The sequence below is a fragment of the Vogesella indigofera genome, from assembly GCF_028548395.1.
Lineage (GTDB): Bacteria > Pseudomonadota > Gammaproteobacteria > Burkholderiales > Chromobacteriaceae > Vogesella > Vogesella indigofera_A.
In genome coordinates this window covers 236,061-250,741 of the sequence record NZ_JAQQLA010000005.1, presented here as the reverse complement: position 1 = coordinate 250,741, position 14,681 = coordinate 236,061, and the positions used below count along the sequence as shown (strand labels likewise).

The window sequence follows — 14,681 nt, the reverse complement described above, 5'->3', positions numbered from 1 at the left end:
GCCTATAGGGTTCAACTAGCAAAAGTACTCTGTCTTGCGCTTCTACAGGAAAAAGGCATTGTGGATTTCGATTGAGAAAGCCGTTTCCCCCTGTACTGATTGAGGTGCAGTCGAATTGGTGTGTCAGAAACTCTGTGAAAACCGGTCGTTATCCATCGCCTTGCTGACAGACACCTTTGGCCGATGATCTACCTGTGCCCCCCCCTTAGGCAGTTGCTGTTCGGCCATAGCAGTCACTTGTTATTTGGATGACGAATGGCTTCTTTCACATCGGAAAGCAGCATTGGAGTATCTAGCAAACTAGGAGCGATTCAAGCCGCGCTAGCGGCAGGCTCCCTTGCTGCTCATGCCCAGCTCGGCTTGCTAGAGAAAGCCAATGATCTGGTGTTCAGTGAGTCTGCTCTTCTTCATATCCGTCATTCTTCTTCAGTGATGGGCATCTCTCTCTACTGCTTAAGTAGCATGGCCTCGAGGGGCATACCGAGCATAGAAGACCCTGAGAGGAAGATCGTCCTACTTCGGCCAGCCAGACAAAAAGTGGCGATCCTTGTCACGCTTGACAGACAGTATTGATATACATAAGATATCTACCAACTAGTAGGTAGGCTAGTTTTTAATATTGAATAGGGAATGTAATGATGCAAACCAAGAACTTTGAAGGTCGCAAACTCCTGGTCGTTGGCGGGACAAGTGGTATCGGTCTGGAGACTGCCGCGATGGTTGCTCATGAAGGTGGCGCGGTCGTTGTCATCGGCAACCGGCAGGAAAAGGCAGAAGCGGCTCGCCAGCAACTGGCGGCCATTGCAGGCGAAGACAAGGCATTCGCCCTCACCGCCGATTTGTCAGACTTCGCCAGCGTGCGTGTGCTCATCGACAAACTGGCCCGCGAACACAGCGACATTGACCTGCTGGTGAATGCAGCTGGCATTTACTACCCCAAGGCTTTCCTTGAGCATTCGCTTGAGGACTATGACAATTTCCTCAACTTGAACCGCGCGCTCTTTTTCATCACCAAGCAGGTTGCCGGTTCACTGGTCGCGCAGAAAAAGCCAGGCTCCATCGTCAACGTCACTGCCGTTGCCGCTCGGCAAGCTATCGAAACCGTTCACGCCTCGGCCTATTCGATGGCGAAAGTCGGCCTGGATGCAATGACGACGCATGTGGCGGCAGAGCTGGCAGCAAACGGCATCCGCATCAACTCAGTCGCTCCTGGCATCGTGGAAACTCGCATCTTCGAACGCTTCATCCCCGGCGAGCAACTGGATAGCGCACTGAAGGGTTTCAATGACTTCCATCCGCTTGGACGCAATGGCACGCCGCGCGATGTTGCGGAGAGCATTGTCTTCCTGCTCTCCGATAAAACCTCCTGGGTGACAGGTGCGGTTTGGGATGTGGATGGTGGCGTGATGGCCGCCCGTAAGCTGGGCAAGTAAGTATCAAGAGACAACGCACAAAGGAAATGCAACATGGAAAATAAATGGAAAGACAAGTTGACGGCACTGATCAAACGTGTCGGAAATTTTTCCAAGGCGAATGCACCTGTTGCCAGCGCATTCCATAAACTGGAAATGGCGACGCGTGAGAGCAATGTCCTAGATGCCAAAACGCACGAGCTGATTTCCCTAGCCGTGGCCATCACTACCCGTTGCGATGGTTGCATTGCAGCTCATGCTACGGCTGCAAAAAAGGCAGGTGCTAGCAAAGAAGAGATTGCAGCCGCTCTTGGTACGGCAATTGCCTTGAATGCTGGTGCAGCATACGTTTACTCGGCCCGCGCGTTAGAAGCATATGAAGAACTGTAGCATCTGCTGACCGCACCTCCCCTGCGCTGCATTTATCGGGCGCATGGGGAGTCGACAGCCTCTTCTTGACTTGACTGACTACCAACTAGTAGGCAGCATTCTGCCAATGTTAGGTATGACGCTCTTTTTGTTGAGCGCAGGCGGTTAGGAGAATGTATGGCAATCGGAACACGGGACGCATTAGTGCACGCAGCAGAGTGCCTAATGCGCACCAAGGGATACGCCGCGTTTAGCTACGCGGACCTAGCCGAAGCAGTCGGGATCAGGAAGGCAAGCATCCATCACCACTTCCCCACGAAGGAGGAGTTGGGAATTGCCATCGTCGAAGACTATATCGCCAAGGTATGCAGCGACTTTGAGCGCATTGAGAAGGAACATCAAGATTTGGCTGGGCGTTTGGAGGCATATTTCTTGGTCTTTCGCGCCAGCAGCGAAGGCGGTTTGTTGCCGCTCTGTGGTGCACTGGCTGCCGAGATGGCTGCACTTCCATTAGGATTGCAAAAGCTCACTCATCGATTCTTTGATGTGCAATTGAAATGGTTGACGGCGATTTTGGATAAGGGAGTGACCAACGGGGAGATTCCATGTGGCCGCGGTGCCCGGCAGAAGGCCTTCCTGCTGTTGAGCGTTTTGGAAGGTGCCAGTTTTATCAACTGGGCGACAAGAGAAAATGACTTGATTGACGACAGTATTATTCGACTCATTATTGAAGAGGTGTAGCTAGCGGGCCACACCAAAGTTGCCAGATATCACTTTGGCTAGATTCTCCGGAGCCATCGCCTGAGTCGGCATGGTTCTTTTATTTTGCCCAAGAGCCACCTATTAGTAGGATGTTTTGGGTGGTCTGTCCCGCTCCCCGTGGACACTAACTTAAGGTGGATGGACTGCCCCTGCTCCTGTGTCTACGTGCTTCTTAACTGACCAACTATAAGTTCCTGCAGCCGTTTAAGGAGCGCCCTTGGGTGGGCCGAACCCACCCAATAGAATATGATTTATGGTGTAAATTCATTTTCAGAAGCGGTAGTGTTGCTCTGGTGATCGCTGTGTTGAGCCTGCGAAACCGGTTCATCCTTTGTTGTGGAAAGACTATGGCCAATACCAACAGTCATCAGCGACAGCACCAGGTAGGTCAAAGGGGCAAACAGAATAACCATTTCTATCTCCTATTCGAATTGTTGCTCAGGCCGGCAGTTCACTAAACTTGCGCAGGCTTTTGTCGACCATGGCTTCAGGAAGGAAGCGGCGCACGAAACGGATTTGTGCCGCCTGCTTGCCTGCGGTGTAACGTCTTTTCGGCGTAGCTGCCGTTGCCGCCTTGAGCACGGTGGCGGCCACCACTTCTGGCGGATCTCCGGCCGCAAGCAGATTCCGCATTAACACCTCAAGGCGGGAGCGAACTGCGTCGTACACTGGCAGCAGGCGGTCTGGCTTGATGATGTTTTCTTCAAACGGGGTTCGGGTGACACCCGGCTCGACCAGTGCCACTCGGATACCCAGTGTGCGTACTTCGTGGTCCAGCGATTCGGAGTAGCCTTCTACCGCATGCTTGGTCGATGAATACAAGGCATTAAAGGGCGAAGGTATTAGGCCCAGGATGGAACTAATGTTGATGATTCTGCCTTTGCCTTGCGCCCGCATGGTCGGCAACACTGCATTGGTGACCCGTGCAACGCCGAAAACATTGACATTAAACAAGGCCTGTGCCTGAGCACTGGAGGACTCTTCAGCCGCGCCGAGCAAGCCGATGCCGGCATTATTGACCAGCAAGTCTATACGGCCCGTCTGATGCAGCACTTCCGCGACCATGTTTTCCACCGAAGTTTCATCGGTGACGTCACAGCGCAGCATGGTGATACCGTCAGGGCTGTCGGTTTGTGCTTTACGGCTGGTGCCGAACACGCGATAACCTGCTTGCTGCAGCGCCCTGGTTGTGGCCTGGCCAATACCGGAAGATGCCCCTGTTACCAAGGCGACACCCAAATTGTGTTTGTTCATGAATCAAGTCTCCGCATGGGTTGGATTGTCCGTCACTGAAGTGTTACTATTAATTCGATACTAACGATACAACCAATTTCCCTTTTAGTCACTATCAAAACAGTATGGACAAGAAAAATAGTTGCGATGACCCTTGCCCGATCGCCCGCAGCCTGGCACTGGTGGGGGATGCCTGGAGCATGCTGATCCTTCGGGATGCCCATGCCGGCCTTACCCGCTTTGACCAGTTCAGGAAAAGCCTTGGCATTGCACCGACAATGCTTACCCGTCGCTTGGCCGCGCTAACGGAGGAGGGATTGCTGGAAAAGCGACGCTACTCGGCCCATCCGCCGCGAGACGAGTATGTGCTGACGGCGGCTGGGATCGACTTCTTGCCGGTGCTGTTCATGATTGGTGCCTGGGGGCGCCAGCACCGTGGCGGAGGAAAGATGGTGCGTTTTCTGGACGCAGAGACCGGGTCAGAGATCAGGCCGATCGCGGTGGATGAGGTCACCGGTGCAAGAATCGGCACGCGCCCAATACGGCTCGTCACGCCAGAGTAATGTCTACAAATTGAGAAGTAGTAGATGCTGCTCTTGAGTCGCCTCACTAAGCAGAGCAAGGCAATCCACTTTTCCACCAAGGACATGAGCCATCAACTGATCACCAAAGAGCGACATGCCGATGTCGACGGCTTTGCGAATCCACTGAGCAGTTGCCTCACTCCAGGCGTGCTTTTCAGTCACCATCGACCATGAGCCAGCAATGATGGCAGGAATGCCTGCAGGAGCCGAACCAAGCCTACTACCTACACTGTAGGTCGATAATCATCAGCCCGAACTTCGAGCCGCAATCTTGCTATTGCTGAAAGACTCGTGCTCAAATCAGCCATGGATGGAGCTCCGAGGCACAAACGAACTCCGTCATTCTGTGCATCAGGGTTCGCAGCAGTGGATGATGTGGGAGTAACCAGAACCCCTAGCGCACTTGCCGCAAGCTCAAGACGTTGTGCTTCTACCTGCGACATAGGTAGCCAGACGTGATAGCCCTGATGGCCAGGCTCGCTCATCATGCCCCCCAGCATAGTACGCGCCAGTGTGACTCGGCGATCCGATTCATCCTGAATTGAACGGCTTACGACTTCGGCCGTCCCATCGATCAGCCACTGTTCCATCACGGCACAACTCAGAGGGGACACCATGATCGCACTTGCCTGCAAGGCCGCCTCGACTTGTGCAAACATCGACTTCGGAGCCACCAAGCCGCCGATCCTCAAAGTAGGATTCAAGGTCTTGGACATGCTGTTTGCGTAGAATGTGCGCTCTGGCGCCAACATGGCAAGCTGCGGCAGATTGGCGTCAGCTGTGAGCGTGTAAACATCATCCTCGATGATCGCAATATCGTGGGCACGGCAGATTGAAACGATCTCTTCACGACGTGTCCTTCCCATCGTAGCTGTCGTTGGATTCTGCATCGTCGGGGTCACATAGAGTGCAGCGGGACCGGTATGTCTCATTGCAAGCGCCCTATCCAACGCCTCCGGCAAAATGCCTTCCCCATCCATTGTCACACCGACAAGACGGGTTCCTTGGTGGCGTGCAAGCGCAATCACTCCCGGGTAAGTTTGGGCTTCGGTAAATAGTGTACCGCCACGCCCACAAACCACAGACAGTCCGATAGACACTGCGTGATGTGCCCCACAGGTTAAAACCAGCCTACTAGGTTGGGTATCCATACCCAGCCTGGCGAACCAGCGCGCCAGTAAACGACGATGTTCGTCATGGCCACCTAACGGTGGGTAGTCGTTGAACAGCCCCGAATCGACACGTTTGGCGATAGCAATGAGGGTGCGAGCCAGCAATCTCTCACTCATTACTGCCGGCGGTGCATTTCGCGACAAGTCGATAAGAGGGCCTCTGCGAGTCTGTGCCAAGGCGACAAACGTACCACTTCCTTTGACACTACGAACCAGCCCGCGGCGTTCCAAGATGCTGTAAGCCTTTGTCACCGTGCCGACCCCAATACCAAGGGTGTCAGCGAGATCACGGTGTGCCGGTAACCGATCACCCGAGTCAAGTCGCCCCCCGAGAATGTCGTCGGCCAATGCAGCCACCAATCGGTCAGAGGGCGAACCAGCTCCTTCTGCAAGCCGTGAGATCCATGGGGAGGTTTGGCGCATGGCAATTCCCAGAAAAGTGTATCGTGACACTTTATTTATTTACTTAAAGCGTGTCAAGTTCTATGCTCAAAACTCAATTGTGCAAAAGGAAAACTCCATGCCCCTCGACTTTGTTCAGGTTGATGCCTTTACTCACCAGCCGCTCTACGGCAACCCCGCCGCTGTTGTATTTGATGCTGATGATATTCCTCCGCAAACGATGCAAAAGATCGCTCGTGAGATGAACTTGTCAGAGACGGTCTTCATTCTCAAGCCGACCTCACCGGATGCAGATTATCGCGCCCGCATCTTCACTCCGATGAGCGAGCTGCCCTTCGCCGGCCACCCGACAGTTGCGGCGGCACACTCTGTACTCGCACGTTACCCGGACAAGGCCAACGCTACCCTGCTTCGCCAAGAGTGTGGCATCGGTATCGTGCCAGTTGAGGTCGTGCCGACCTCTCGAGGCAAACTGCTTCGCATGACCCAGGCCGAACCTACTCATCGCGCAACAGAACTATCTCGCGAAACGGTGGCGAAGATGCTCGGTTGCACTGAATCGGATCTGGCAGACAGCCCGTTCGAAGTCGTTTCAACCGGTGTGCCATGGCTCATCGTTGAGCTATCCCGATTCGAAGCCATCTCGGTGCTTAATCCTGACCAAGGCCTGATTGCACGGGAATGTAAAGCTCTGCGGGCAGCAGGTTTGACTGTATTCGTGGAGCGCAATGACGGCAGCCCAGTACGCATCCGAGTGCGCACCTTCGCCCCAGGAGAAGGCGTGTCGGAGGATCCAGTATGTGGCTCTGGCAATGGTTCGGTTGCGGCCTTCATCGCACGCCACAAGCACGCTGGCGAGACAACCGGCAGCTATGTAGCAGAACAGGGAATCGAAATCGGCCGAGACGGTGAGGTTCATGCTTCTTGGGAACGCGAAGGCGATGCCCTACGTGTGCGCATCGGTGGTGAAGCCGCCGTTGCCGCCAGTGGCCAACTGTACTTGTAAGAGACGGCCCTGCATTTGAGTGCGGGCCCAGTGAATTATTTGCTGGATGATAAAAAAATGAGTTTGCAATCGGTCAAATCTTTCTTCGTGCAGCACGCCCCAGATATCAAGGTCGTTGAGCTTGATGCAAGCACTGCGACTGTAGCCCTGGCCGCCGAGGCACTAGGAGTTGCGTCTGGTCAAATCGCCAAGACCCTGTCGTTGCGAGTGGGAGAGGAAACCATTGTCCTCGTTATACGTGGCGATGCACGCCTGGACAATCGCAAGTACAAGCAATGCTTCGGGGTAAAGGCACGCATGCTTGATGCTTCAGATGTTGAGCGAGAAACGGGACACCCGATTGGCGGCGTCTCCCCTTTCGGACTGAGCAACCCGCTGAAAGTATTCTGCGACGTCTCACTACAGGACTTCCCAGTAGTGTTCCCGGCTGGTGGTGCTCCGAATGCAGCCGTCCGCATCACACCAGAGCGGATGGCGATGCTGGCCAGTGCGCAGTGGGTCGATGTTGTCCAGCAATGAAGGGCCGGCGGTAGTCGCGCTCAAATTAAATCATTTGGCATGTCAGGTATTGAGGTGCATCTAATGCCTCATTCTTGAATCAACCGCTCACGCCTGATAGATGGTTCCACTGCATTCGTTCGGGCAGGGACATCTACAAGTTCTCGAAGCGCATCGCAATAGACACCATTGCATAACGCCTTAAAGCGACTCTCAAACGTACTTAATCGAGGGATATATGTCAGACAAACAGAAACTACTGGAAACTGCCGCACAGCGCCTGTGGGAAGCTGAAACTACAAGAACGCCATGCGAGCCGATTCGAGACCTGATTGGAGAGCAGGATGTCAATCTCGCCTACACCATTCAACAACTTAATGTTGACCGACAGTTAGAGCTGGGCCGCCGTATCAGTGGCCGCAAGATTGGTATCACTGCGAAGTCTGTTCAGCGCCAACTCAATGTCTTCGAGCCGGATTTTGGCACGCTTTTCGCCGACATGGAGGTTGGACATGGTGGTGTAATTCCTTCAGGGAAGTTGATCCGACCGAAAGTCGAAGCCGAGGTCATGATCGTGCTCAGTCAAGACCTCAATCACGACATGATTACCTTTAGTGATGTGATTCAAGCAACGGAATTCGCGGTGGCGTCACTGGAAATCGTCGATTGTCGTTTGCGGAATTGGGACATCCGGATCACCGATACGGTTGCTGACAATGCCGCAGCGGCTATGTATGTGGTTGGTGCGCAGCCCAAACCCATGCTTGGACTTGACCTGGCCAACTGCGCGATGACGTTGTATCGCAATGGCGAACTTGTATCCGAGGGACGTGGAGAGATGTGCATGGGGCACCCGATCAATGCTGCTGTTTGGCTTGCTCGTGCCCTCTATAGGCTCGGCACCCCTCTAAAGGCGGGTGACGCCATCCTGACCGGCGCACTAGGACCAATGGTAGCCGCAGAGCCAGGGGATCGTTTCGAAGCCAGGATCGACGGACTTGGAAGTGTCGTAGCCGAATTTGAATCATAAGTCGTATTAGGCACCAACCGTTCTTCTTTATTCATCCAAGCGGAAAGGCATTTCCTTATGAATTTGATCGAATCGCGTTTACGAGAGCTGGGCATCGAACTACCCGTCGCCCCCCCTGCTGCTGGCCTCTATGTAGGTGCTGTTACGGCGGGTAATTTTGTGTATCTCTCGGGCCAAGGTCCATTGGTAGGTAAAACCGTTAAATATGTTGGCTGCGTTGGCTCTGACCTCACAGAGGAGGAAGGCTATGAGGCCGCCCGCTTAACAGGGCTTAATGCTTTGGCAGCCCTTAAAGCAGAGCTGGGCTCCCTAGATCGGGTCAAGCGCATCGTGAAAGTTCTGGCATGGGTTCGCAGTGCACCTGGTTTCCAGCAACAGCCTTCAATCGTGAATGGCTATTCGCAATTAATGGTTGACGTTTTTGGTGACAAGGGCATGCACGCCAGAAGTGCACTATCTGCCCACGAGCTGGCATTCGGCATGGCATTTGAGGCAGAAATGGTGGTCGAGATCCAGGCAGATTGACATCAGACAACCAGACGTTCTGGTCACCACGGGTAGCCAGAACATTGATCTTCTGCAGAGAACATCTTTGTCTTTAAGTTCACCAATGTCACTGGACAAAACCATGGAAACAAATAACAAATTCAAACGCGCACTCGCTGAGTGCCGTCCACAGGTGGGCGTCTGGTCAACCCTACCATCCCCTTATGTATCCGAATTGGTGGCCGGTTCGGGGTTCGACTGGGTATTGCTAGATACCGAGCATACGCCGAGCGATGTACCGTTGATGATGCAGCAACTACAGGCTGTCGATGCGGCTGCCGGCGTAGTTGCTTCGAGCCCTACCTCCGCAGTGGTACGCCCCGCCTGGAACGATGCCGTACTCATCAAGCGCTATCTGGACATCGGTGCAAGAAACCTACTCCTGCCATTTGTACAGAACGCAGAAGAGGCTGCTGCAGCCGTAGCGGCGACTCGCTATGCACCACGAGGAATTCGTGGCGTTGGCGGTGCAACACGAGCATCCAACTTCGGCCGGGCTAGTGACTACATCGTCAATGCTGAGCGTGATTTGTGCGTACTGGTACAGGTCGAGACAGTTAGTGCACTGGAAAGAATCGAGGAAATTGCAGCTGTTGACGGCATTGACGGGATTTTCATCGGTCCGGCAGATCTGTCGGCAAGCATGGGTCATGCGGACAACCCACGCCACCCTGAAGTAGATGCCGCGATCAATGATGCCATCCAGCGAATAAGGCGCTGCGGGAAGGCGCCTGGCATCTTGATGACAGATGAAGCGCGAGCGAAACAATGCCTGGATATGGGTGCCTTGTTCGTCGCAGTGGCGATCGACCTACTACTTCTCCGAGATGGACTGGATTCCTCGATCAATCGGTTCAAGAACTGTGACAAACGCCAGTCCAGCAGTTCTGCCTCCTCTTACTGAGACAGTGAGGGATGCTGTGCCCCAGTAAACATCTGGTCGATGTGCAATATTAACTTACCAAAAACTTAATAATACTGACTTTAAGTCAGTTATCCGGTGGATTAATAGCTCAATTAAAAAAATAGACTATGGATTAAATTGATCCGTCGGTATAGCACATGCGCCATGAGGTACCGTTGGTCGTTTCGATTTATGTAGAAACACCTCTTCACTATAACTGGCATGAGTCATGCACCTTCAAATTCTAGCTAGGCATCCGCAATAAAAAGCTAGTTGCAAGCTGCCACGGCATAGCCACTGCCAGCAGCATCCATCTGACAAGAATAAAGAAACAAAGGAGAACCACCCATGCAGTTAACCAAAAAATCATATGCATTTACTCTGGGGGCACTGGCTGCAAGCCTAGCCCTAAGCTTTACTCCACTAATTGCTCATGCCGCGCCGGTAGCCGCTGCACCCGTGGTTAAGTACGACTACGACCAGGACATTTTCCACCCGGTATACGCCAAGAATGGCATAGTCGCCGCCGAGCAGGAGCTGGCCAGCCGTATTGGCGTGAACGTGCTGAAGCGCGGCGGCAACGCCATCGACGCCGCCGTGGCGGTGGGCTTCGCGCTGGCAGTGGTGCTGCCCAACGCTGGCAACCTCGGCGGCGGCGGCTTCATGATGCTGCACGACGTCAAGAGCGGCCAGGACGTGGCGCTCGACTTCCGCGAGATCGCCCCGGCCAAGGCCAGCCGCGACATGTACCTGGACGAGAAAGGCAACGTCGCCGCGGGCCTCTCAACGTACACCCACCTCGCCGTCGGCGTGCCAGGCACAGTGGCCGGCATGGAGCACGCTCTGAAGCGCTGGGGTACGATGAAGCTAGCCGACCTGATCGCACCATCGATCAAGCTGGCCGAAGACGGCATCTTGGTGAGCCCAACCATGGCCAAGATGCTGGCGGTGGAAAAGGACAACCTTGGCAAGTGGGAAACTACCCGCGCCATCTTCTTCAAGAACGGCCGCCCGCTGCAGCTGGGCGACAAGCTGGTGCAGAAGGACTTGGCCAAATCGCTCAGGCTGATCGCCAAGCATGGCTCCAAAGTGTTCTACCAGGGCGAGATCGGCGATAAGATCGTGGCCGAGATGGCGCAGCACGGCGGCCTGATCGGCAAGGACGACCTGAAGAATTACAAGGTGGAAGAGCGCACCCCGGTGAGCGGCGAGTACCGCGGCTACAAGGTAGTGTCAATGCCGCCGCCGAGCTCGGGCGGCACCCACATCGTCCAGATCCTCAATATGCTGGAGCGCTACCCTCTGTCGCAGTACGGCGTGAACAGTGCCCAGACCATCCACTACCTGGCCGAGTCGATGAAGCTCGCCTACGCCGACCGCGCCGAGTACCTGGGCGACCCGGGCTTCGTCAAGGTGCCGGTGAAGGGGCTGACCTCGAAGAAGTACGCCGACGAACTGGCTCAGAAGATCGATCCGGTCAAGGTGCTACCGGCATCCGCTATCAAGCCGGGCAAGCCGCAGCCGTATGAAAGCGATCAGACCACACACTACTCGATCGTCGACGGCAAGGGCAACGCGGTGGCGGTGACCTACACACTGAACCTGAACTTCGGCAGCGGCATCGTCGCCAAGGGCACCGGCATCCTGCTCAACGACGAGATGGACGACTTCTCGGCCAAGCCGGGCGTGCCCAACGCCTATGGCCTGATCGGCGGCGATGCCAACGCCATCCAGCCGGGTAAGCGTCCGTTGTCGTCGATGTCGCCGACCTTGGTACTGAAGAACGGCAAACCATGGCTGGTCACCGGTAGCCCAGGAGGCGCTCGCATCATCACCACCACACTGCAGACCATCGTTAATGCCATCGACTTTGGCATGAACCCAGCTGAGGCTGCGGCAACGCCCCGCATCCACCACCAGTGGTTACCTGATGAGCTGCGCGTTGAGAAAGGTCTGAGCCCTGATACCTTGTCCATTCTGCGTCAACAGGGCTACAAGGTATCGGTGAAGCCAACCATGGGTCGCACCCAAACCATTCAGGTGCTTGAGGATGGTTTCTATGGTTTCTCCGATCCACGCAACCCAGACGGTGCAACGATGGGTTATTAAGTTAGTAGATCGCGCAGTAAGGGCGGCCTGAATTTATCAAACAGGAAAGGATGTTCAAATGACAAATCGAGCTACTATCGGTCGAGTTGAGTATTTGCAATTCGAACTAAATAATCCGCTATTGGTAATGAAGGCCCCCAAAGGATTTCTCGGGTGCGATTATATTAACATTGAAACCTGCAACAATGCCAATGAGGTATGCGCTATCGTAACCGGAGTTAGTTCATTCGACGAAATGCTTGCAGCAAAAGTTGTCGCGATTTCAAATAGCGCTGTCCAACTCGGCATTAAAATAGGCGAATCTGGTTATGATGCACTTGCTAAAATGCATTGACGTCATTTCATGACAATAACATATTGTCATGCCAAATCAACCATTTTCATGGTTGATTTTTTATTTATATTTTCTGCAAAAACAAATTCATACAATTCATTGATATCAATAAAAGCAATCCATTGCTGTTATATTACTTATGAAGTAGCACACACCACTAATTAGTGCGACAAAATAAAATGTCGCCATTTTTTATAACTTGGAGAAAATGAGATCATGGAGCTGCATAAAATTGGCATTATTGGCGGAATGAGTTATGAAGGATCAGCAGTTTATTACCGAAAAATCAATGAGGCAATACGCGAGCGGATGGGAAGGCTGCACTCGGCCGAACTACTCCTCTACTCCGTTGACTTTCAGACAATCGTCGACATGCAGAAGTCTGGTCGTTGGGATGATGCAGGCAAGCGTCTCGCAGATGTCGCTTGTGCACTTCAAGCAGCCGGTGCCGAATGCGTGATGATCTGTGCCGTCACGATGCACTTGGTTGCTGATATTGTCGAAAAAGCGGTAGACATCCCTTTCATTCACATTGTCGATGAAGTTGCTGTTTGTCTAAAGGATGCTGGCTATCGCCGACCTCTACTGCTTGCTACTCGCTATACGATGGAAAACGGTTTTTATCCAGCACGAATGAAGACGCATGGCATTGATGTAATGGTGCCAGACGCGGATGACCACACCCTTATCCACGACATCATCTTCGAAGAGCTCAGTATTGGCAAAGTGCTGGATCACTCACGAGAAGCGTTGCACTCGATCATCAAAAAAGCAAAGGAAAAAGGTGCTGATTCCGTCATCTTTGGCTGTACAGAGATTTGCCTGATTCTTGATCCAACCAAACTCCTCCTGCCTAGCTTTGATTCCACATCCATTCATACAGAGGCTGCGGTTGAGTTTGCATTGGGAAATCGTTTTTGAGTCTTAAGCCTTGACTCGGAAGTCTTCTGTCTCTTCGCAGCTACCCCAGAAGTCGTCGAGTAACACTACCCTAGCATTGCATGTTTGGTCTGTTGGCCCGCTCTGCGAGGGCAAACAGGCGCCAGACTCAGCGGCTATCTTTATCAAGCAGAGCATAGCAAGGCAATAAGCAAACATCGAGAGCAAGTCGCAAGACGGCGCTTTGTGCGTTTTCAACACCTACAGCGTATTCAAGAAGGGAAGCATTAATGAGGCGAAATACATTGTTATGGCTCAGCTGGTTTTTAGCTACGCTTTGGTTCGTCAGCTTCGGCTGGACGACACTAGCAGCTGAAACACATTCAGGTATCGCAGCAGCAGGGATCGCTTTTTTGACCCTTATAATCCTCGTTGCTGTTCATGCTTCACTGGTCGTCGGCTGGCGGAGTGCACTCGCATTCTTCAGCATTATGTGCCTGACCAGCTTTGCTCTTGAGTCAATCAGCATTGCTACCGGCTTTCCATTTGGTTTTTTTGTTCATCACACAGATATTGGTCCCAAACCCTTTGGAGTACCGTTCGTAGTCCCGGTTGGTTACGCTGTCTTCGGTTGGCTGGCGTGGGCACAGACACGGCTTATCGTGAGTGCCTTCTCAAATGACACTAACTTGACTCGCTTTGCAACGCCGCTTCTCGGTGCGTTTGTCTTGGCTGGTTACGACTATCCGTATGACCCGATTGGTGCGACGGTACTAAAAATTCACAGTTACCTCGAGCCTACGGGGCTTTTTGGTGTCCCCCTGAGCAACTTCCTCGGCTGGCATGTTACAGGCTGGGTCGCATTTCAATTTTTTGCGTTCTTTCAGGTTCGATTTATCACGGTGGCGGAGCCTAAAAGAAAAGGTTTGGATGTATTGCCGAGCCTTATCTGGATCGTGATGGCCGGCAGCTATTGGGTTCGGTATTGCATTGCACCGGGTGGTATCGTTACTGAAGATGGACGCACGTTTGTTATCACTGATATTTATGAGGCTGCGGCGGCAATCAGCTTACCGTCTATGGTTTTCCCGGCTCTTCTCGCCCTTGTCGCTTTTCGAGCACGGTCACGATGTCAATCGGCACCAGATTTTGACTAGGCAAATTAGCCGTTTTTCCACCACTGCTTGAAGTGGCAGGAGCCGTTCCCTGTCTCCGGAATATCGCAGTGATGGGCAATCCGATCTAGCGGAACGGTGGTCATCTTGGCATCGCCAAATACGCGGCTCCACTCCCCGGAACTCAGGTTGAAGGTGATGATCAGCGAGGTCATCCCATCGGGCTGGTTGATCACGTTTTCACACAGCCTCACCGAACTTCAGACACACTCTCAGTGATCAAGGGTGGTCACTATCGGCACAAGGGACTAGAAATGGCCAGTGAC

17 protein-coding genes are annotated in these 14,681 nt (G+C 53.3%); 13 read left to right on the top strand and 4 right to left on the bottom strand.

Annotated features, from left to right (window positions below):
• Positions 1-635 precede the first annotated feature (635 nt).
• From PQU89_RS11760 to PQU89_RS11750, 3 genes are all read left to right on the top strand, one after another.
• The gene (locus PQU89_RS11760) at positions 636-1,433 is read left to right on the top strand and encodes an SDR family NAD(P)-dependent oxidoreductase (RefSeq protein WP_272766003.1); all 798 of its coding nucleotides are present in this window, start codon (positions 636-638) and stop codon (positions 1,431-1,433) included.
• A 33-nt stretch (positions 1,434-1,466) separates the two neighbouring features.
• Entirely contained in the window at positions 1,467-1,802 is a 336-nt protein-coding gene (locus PQU89_RS11755) for a carboxymuconolactone decarboxylase family protein (RefSeq protein WP_272766002.1), read from the top strand.
• 156 nt (positions 1,803-1,958) lie between these two features.
• On the top strand, positions 1,959-2,522 hold the full coding sequence (locus PQU89_RS11750; protein WP_272766001.1) for a TetR/AcrR family transcriptional regulator: 564 nt from the start codon (positions 1,959-1,961) through the stop codon (positions 2,520-2,522).
• A 272-nt stretch (positions 2,523-2,794) separates the two neighbouring features.
• On the opposite strand, the gene PQU89_RS11745 is transcribed toward PQU89_RS11750, so the two are convergent.
• Positions 2,795-2,956, bottom strand: a complete 162-nt coding sequence (locus PQU89_RS11745) for a hypothetical protein (RefSeq protein ID WP_272766000.1) — start codon at positions 2,954-2,956, stop codon at positions 2,795-2,797.
• Between the two features lie 25 nt (positions 2,957-2,981).
• Positions 2,982-3,797, bottom strand: coding sequence for an oxidoreductase (locus PQU89_RS11740; protein WP_272765999.1), 816 nt, complete (start codon positions 3,795-3,797; stop codon positions 2,982-2,984).
• 104 nt (positions 3,798-3,901) lie between these two features.
• On the opposite strand from PQU89_RS11740, the gene PQU89_RS11735 reads away from it, so the two are divergent.
• Positions 3,902-4,339 carry a winged helix-turn-helix transcriptional regulator gene (locus PQU89_RS11735; protein ID WP_272765998.1) on the top strand — a complete coding sequence of 146 codons (438 nt, stop codon included), beginning with the start codon at positions 3,902-3,904 and terminating at the stop codon, positions 4,337-4,339.
• A gap of 245 nt (positions 4,340-4,584) precedes the next feature.
• Here PQU89_RS11735 and PQU89_RS11730 read toward each other — a convergent pair whose 3' ends face one another.
• On the bottom strand, positions 4,585-5,955 hold the full coding sequence (locus PQU89_RS11730) for an aminotransferase-like domain-containing protein (RefSeq protein ID WP_272765997.1): 1,371 nt from the start codon (positions 5,953-5,955) through the stop codon (positions 4,585-4,587).
• Between PQU89_RS11730 and PQU89_RS11725 the strand changes: the two genes are divergently transcribed.
• The 9 genes from PQU89_RS11725 (at position 5,954) to PQU89_RS11685 (ending at position 14,397) form a co-directional block, all read left to right on the top strand.
• Entirely contained in the window at positions 5,954-6,940 is a 987-nt protein-coding gene (locus PQU89_RS11725) for a PhzF family phenazine biosynthesis protein (RefSeq protein WP_272765996.1), read from the top strand. The genes PQU89_RS11730 and PQU89_RS11725 overlap by 2 nt on opposite strands.
• Before the next feature lie 30 nt (positions 6,941-6,970).
• Positions 6,971-7,459: a YbaK/EbsC family protein gene (locus PQU89_RS11720; protein ID WP_272765995.1), complete on the top strand. Its 489-nt coding sequence runs from the start codon at positions 6,971-6,973 to the stop codon at positions 7,457-7,459.
• 217 nt (positions 7,460-7,676) lie between these two features.
• Positions 7,677-8,468, top strand: coding sequence for a fumarylacetoacetate hydrolase family protein (locus PQU89_RS11715; protein ID WP_272765994.1), 792 nt, complete (start codon positions 7,677-7,679; stop codon positions 8,466-8,468).
• A gap of 57 nt (positions 8,469-8,525) precedes the next feature.
• Positions 8,526-8,993: a RidA family protein gene (locus PQU89_RS11710; protein ID WP_272765993.1), complete on the top strand. Its 468-nt coding sequence runs from the start codon at positions 8,526-8,528 to the stop codon at positions 8,991-8,993.
• A 103-nt stretch (positions 8,994-9,096) separates the two neighbouring features.
• The gene (locus PQU89_RS11705) at positions 9,097-9,918 is read left to right on the top strand and encodes an aldolase/citrate lyase family protein (protein ID WP_272765992.1); all 822 of its coding nucleotides are present in this window, start codon (positions 9,097-9,099) and stop codon (positions 9,916-9,918) included.
• A 459-nt stretch (positions 9,919-10,377) separates the two neighbouring features.
• On the top strand, positions 10,378-12,027 hold the full coding sequence (gene ggt / locus PQU89_RS11700; protein ID WP_272765991.1) for a gamma-glutamyltransferase: 1,650 nt from the start codon (positions 10,378-10,380) through the stop codon (positions 12,025-12,027).
• A 58-nt stretch (positions 12,028-12,085) separates the two neighbouring features.
• Positions 12,086-12,361 carry a YunC family protein gene (locus PQU89_RS11695; protein ID WP_272765990.1) on the top strand — a complete coding sequence of 92 codons (276 nt, stop codon included), beginning with the start codon at positions 12,086-12,088 and terminating at the stop codon, positions 12,359-12,361.
• A gap of 216 nt (positions 12,362-12,577) precedes the next feature.
• The gene (locus tag PQU89_RS11690; RefSeq protein WP_272765989.1) at positions 12,578-13,282 is read left to right on the top strand and encodes an aspartate/glutamate racemase family protein; all 705 of its coding nucleotides are present in this window, start codon (positions 12,578-12,580) and stop codon (positions 13,280-13,282) included.
• 248 nt (positions 13,283-13,530) lie between these two features.
• Positions 13,531-14,397: a carotenoid biosynthesis protein gene (locus PQU89_RS11685; protein WP_272765988.1), complete on the top strand. Its 867-nt coding sequence runs from the start codon at positions 13,531-13,533 to the stop codon at positions 14,395-14,397.
• A gap of 5 nt (positions 14,398-14,402) precedes the next feature.
• Here the strand turns inward: PQU89_RS11685 and PQU89_RS11680 are convergent, their stop codons facing one another.
• Positions 14,403-14,609, bottom strand: a complete 207-nt coding sequence (locus tag PQU89_RS11680) for an ATP-binding protein (RefSeq protein ID WP_373322812.1) — start codon at positions 14,607-14,609, stop codon at positions 14,403-14,405.
• Positions 14,610-14,681: the final 72 nt, after the last annotated feature.

What these genes read in the sequence shown, in the direction of transcription:
- PQU89_RS11760 (WP_272766003.1), top strand. Translation starts at nt 636, where the DNA reads ATGATGCAAACCAAGAACTTTGAAGGTCGCAAACTCCTGGTCGTTGGC.
- PQU89_RS11755 (WP_272766002.1), top strand. Translation starts at nt 1,467, where the DNA reads ATGGAAAATAAATGGAAAGACAAGTTGACGGCACTGATCAAACGTGTC.
- PQU89_RS11750 (WP_272766001.1), top strand. Translation starts at nt 1,959, where the DNA reads ATGGCAATCGGAACACGGGACGCATTAGTGCACGCAGCAGAGTGCCTA.
- PQU89_RS11745 (WP_272766000.1), bottom strand. Translation starts at nt 2,956, where the DNA reads ATGGTTATTCTGTTTGCCCCTTTGACCTACCTGGTGCTGTCGCTGATG.
- PQU89_RS11740 (WP_272765999.1), bottom strand. Translation starts at nt 3,797, where the DNA reads ATGAACAAACACAATTTGGGTGTCGCCTTGGTAACAGGGGCATCTTCC.
- PQU89_RS11735 (WP_272765998.1), top strand. Translation starts at nt 3,902, where the DNA reads ATGGACAAGAAAAATAGTTGCGATGACCCTTGCCCGATCGCCCGCAGC.
- PQU89_RS11725 (WP_272765996.1), top strand. Translation starts at nt 5,954, where the DNA reads ATGGCAATTCCCAGAAAAGTGTATCGTGACACTTTATTTATTTACTTA.
- PQU89_RS11730 (WP_272765997.1), bottom strand. Translation starts at nt 5,955, where the DNA reads ATGCGCCAAACCTCCCCATGGATCTCACGGCTTGCAGAAGGAGCTGGT.
- PQU89_RS11715 (WP_272765994.1), top strand. Translation starts at nt 7,677, where the DNA reads ATGTCAGACAAACAGAAACTACTGGAAACTGCCGCACAGCGCCTGTGG.
- PQU89_RS11710 (WP_272765993.1), top strand. Translation starts at nt 8,526, where the DNA reads ATGAATTTGATCGAATCGCGTTTACGAGAGCTGGGCATCGAACTACCC.
- PQU89_RS11705 (WP_272765992.1), top strand. Translation starts at nt 9,097, where the DNA reads ATGGAAACAAATAACAAATTCAAACGCGCACTCGCTGAGTGCCGTCCA.
- PQU89_RS11695 (WP_272765990.1), top strand. Translation starts at nt 12,086, where the DNA reads ATGACAAATCGAGCTACTATCGGTCGAGTTGAGTATTTGCAATTCGAA.
- PQU89_RS11690 (WP_272765989.1), top strand. Translation starts at nt 12,578, where the DNA reads ATGGAGCTGCATAAAATTGGCATTATTGGCGGAATGAGTTATGAAGGA.
- PQU89_RS11685 (WP_272765988.1), top strand. Translation starts at nt 13,531, where the DNA reads ATGAGGCGAAATACATTGTTATGGCTCAGCTGGTTTTTAGCTACGCTT.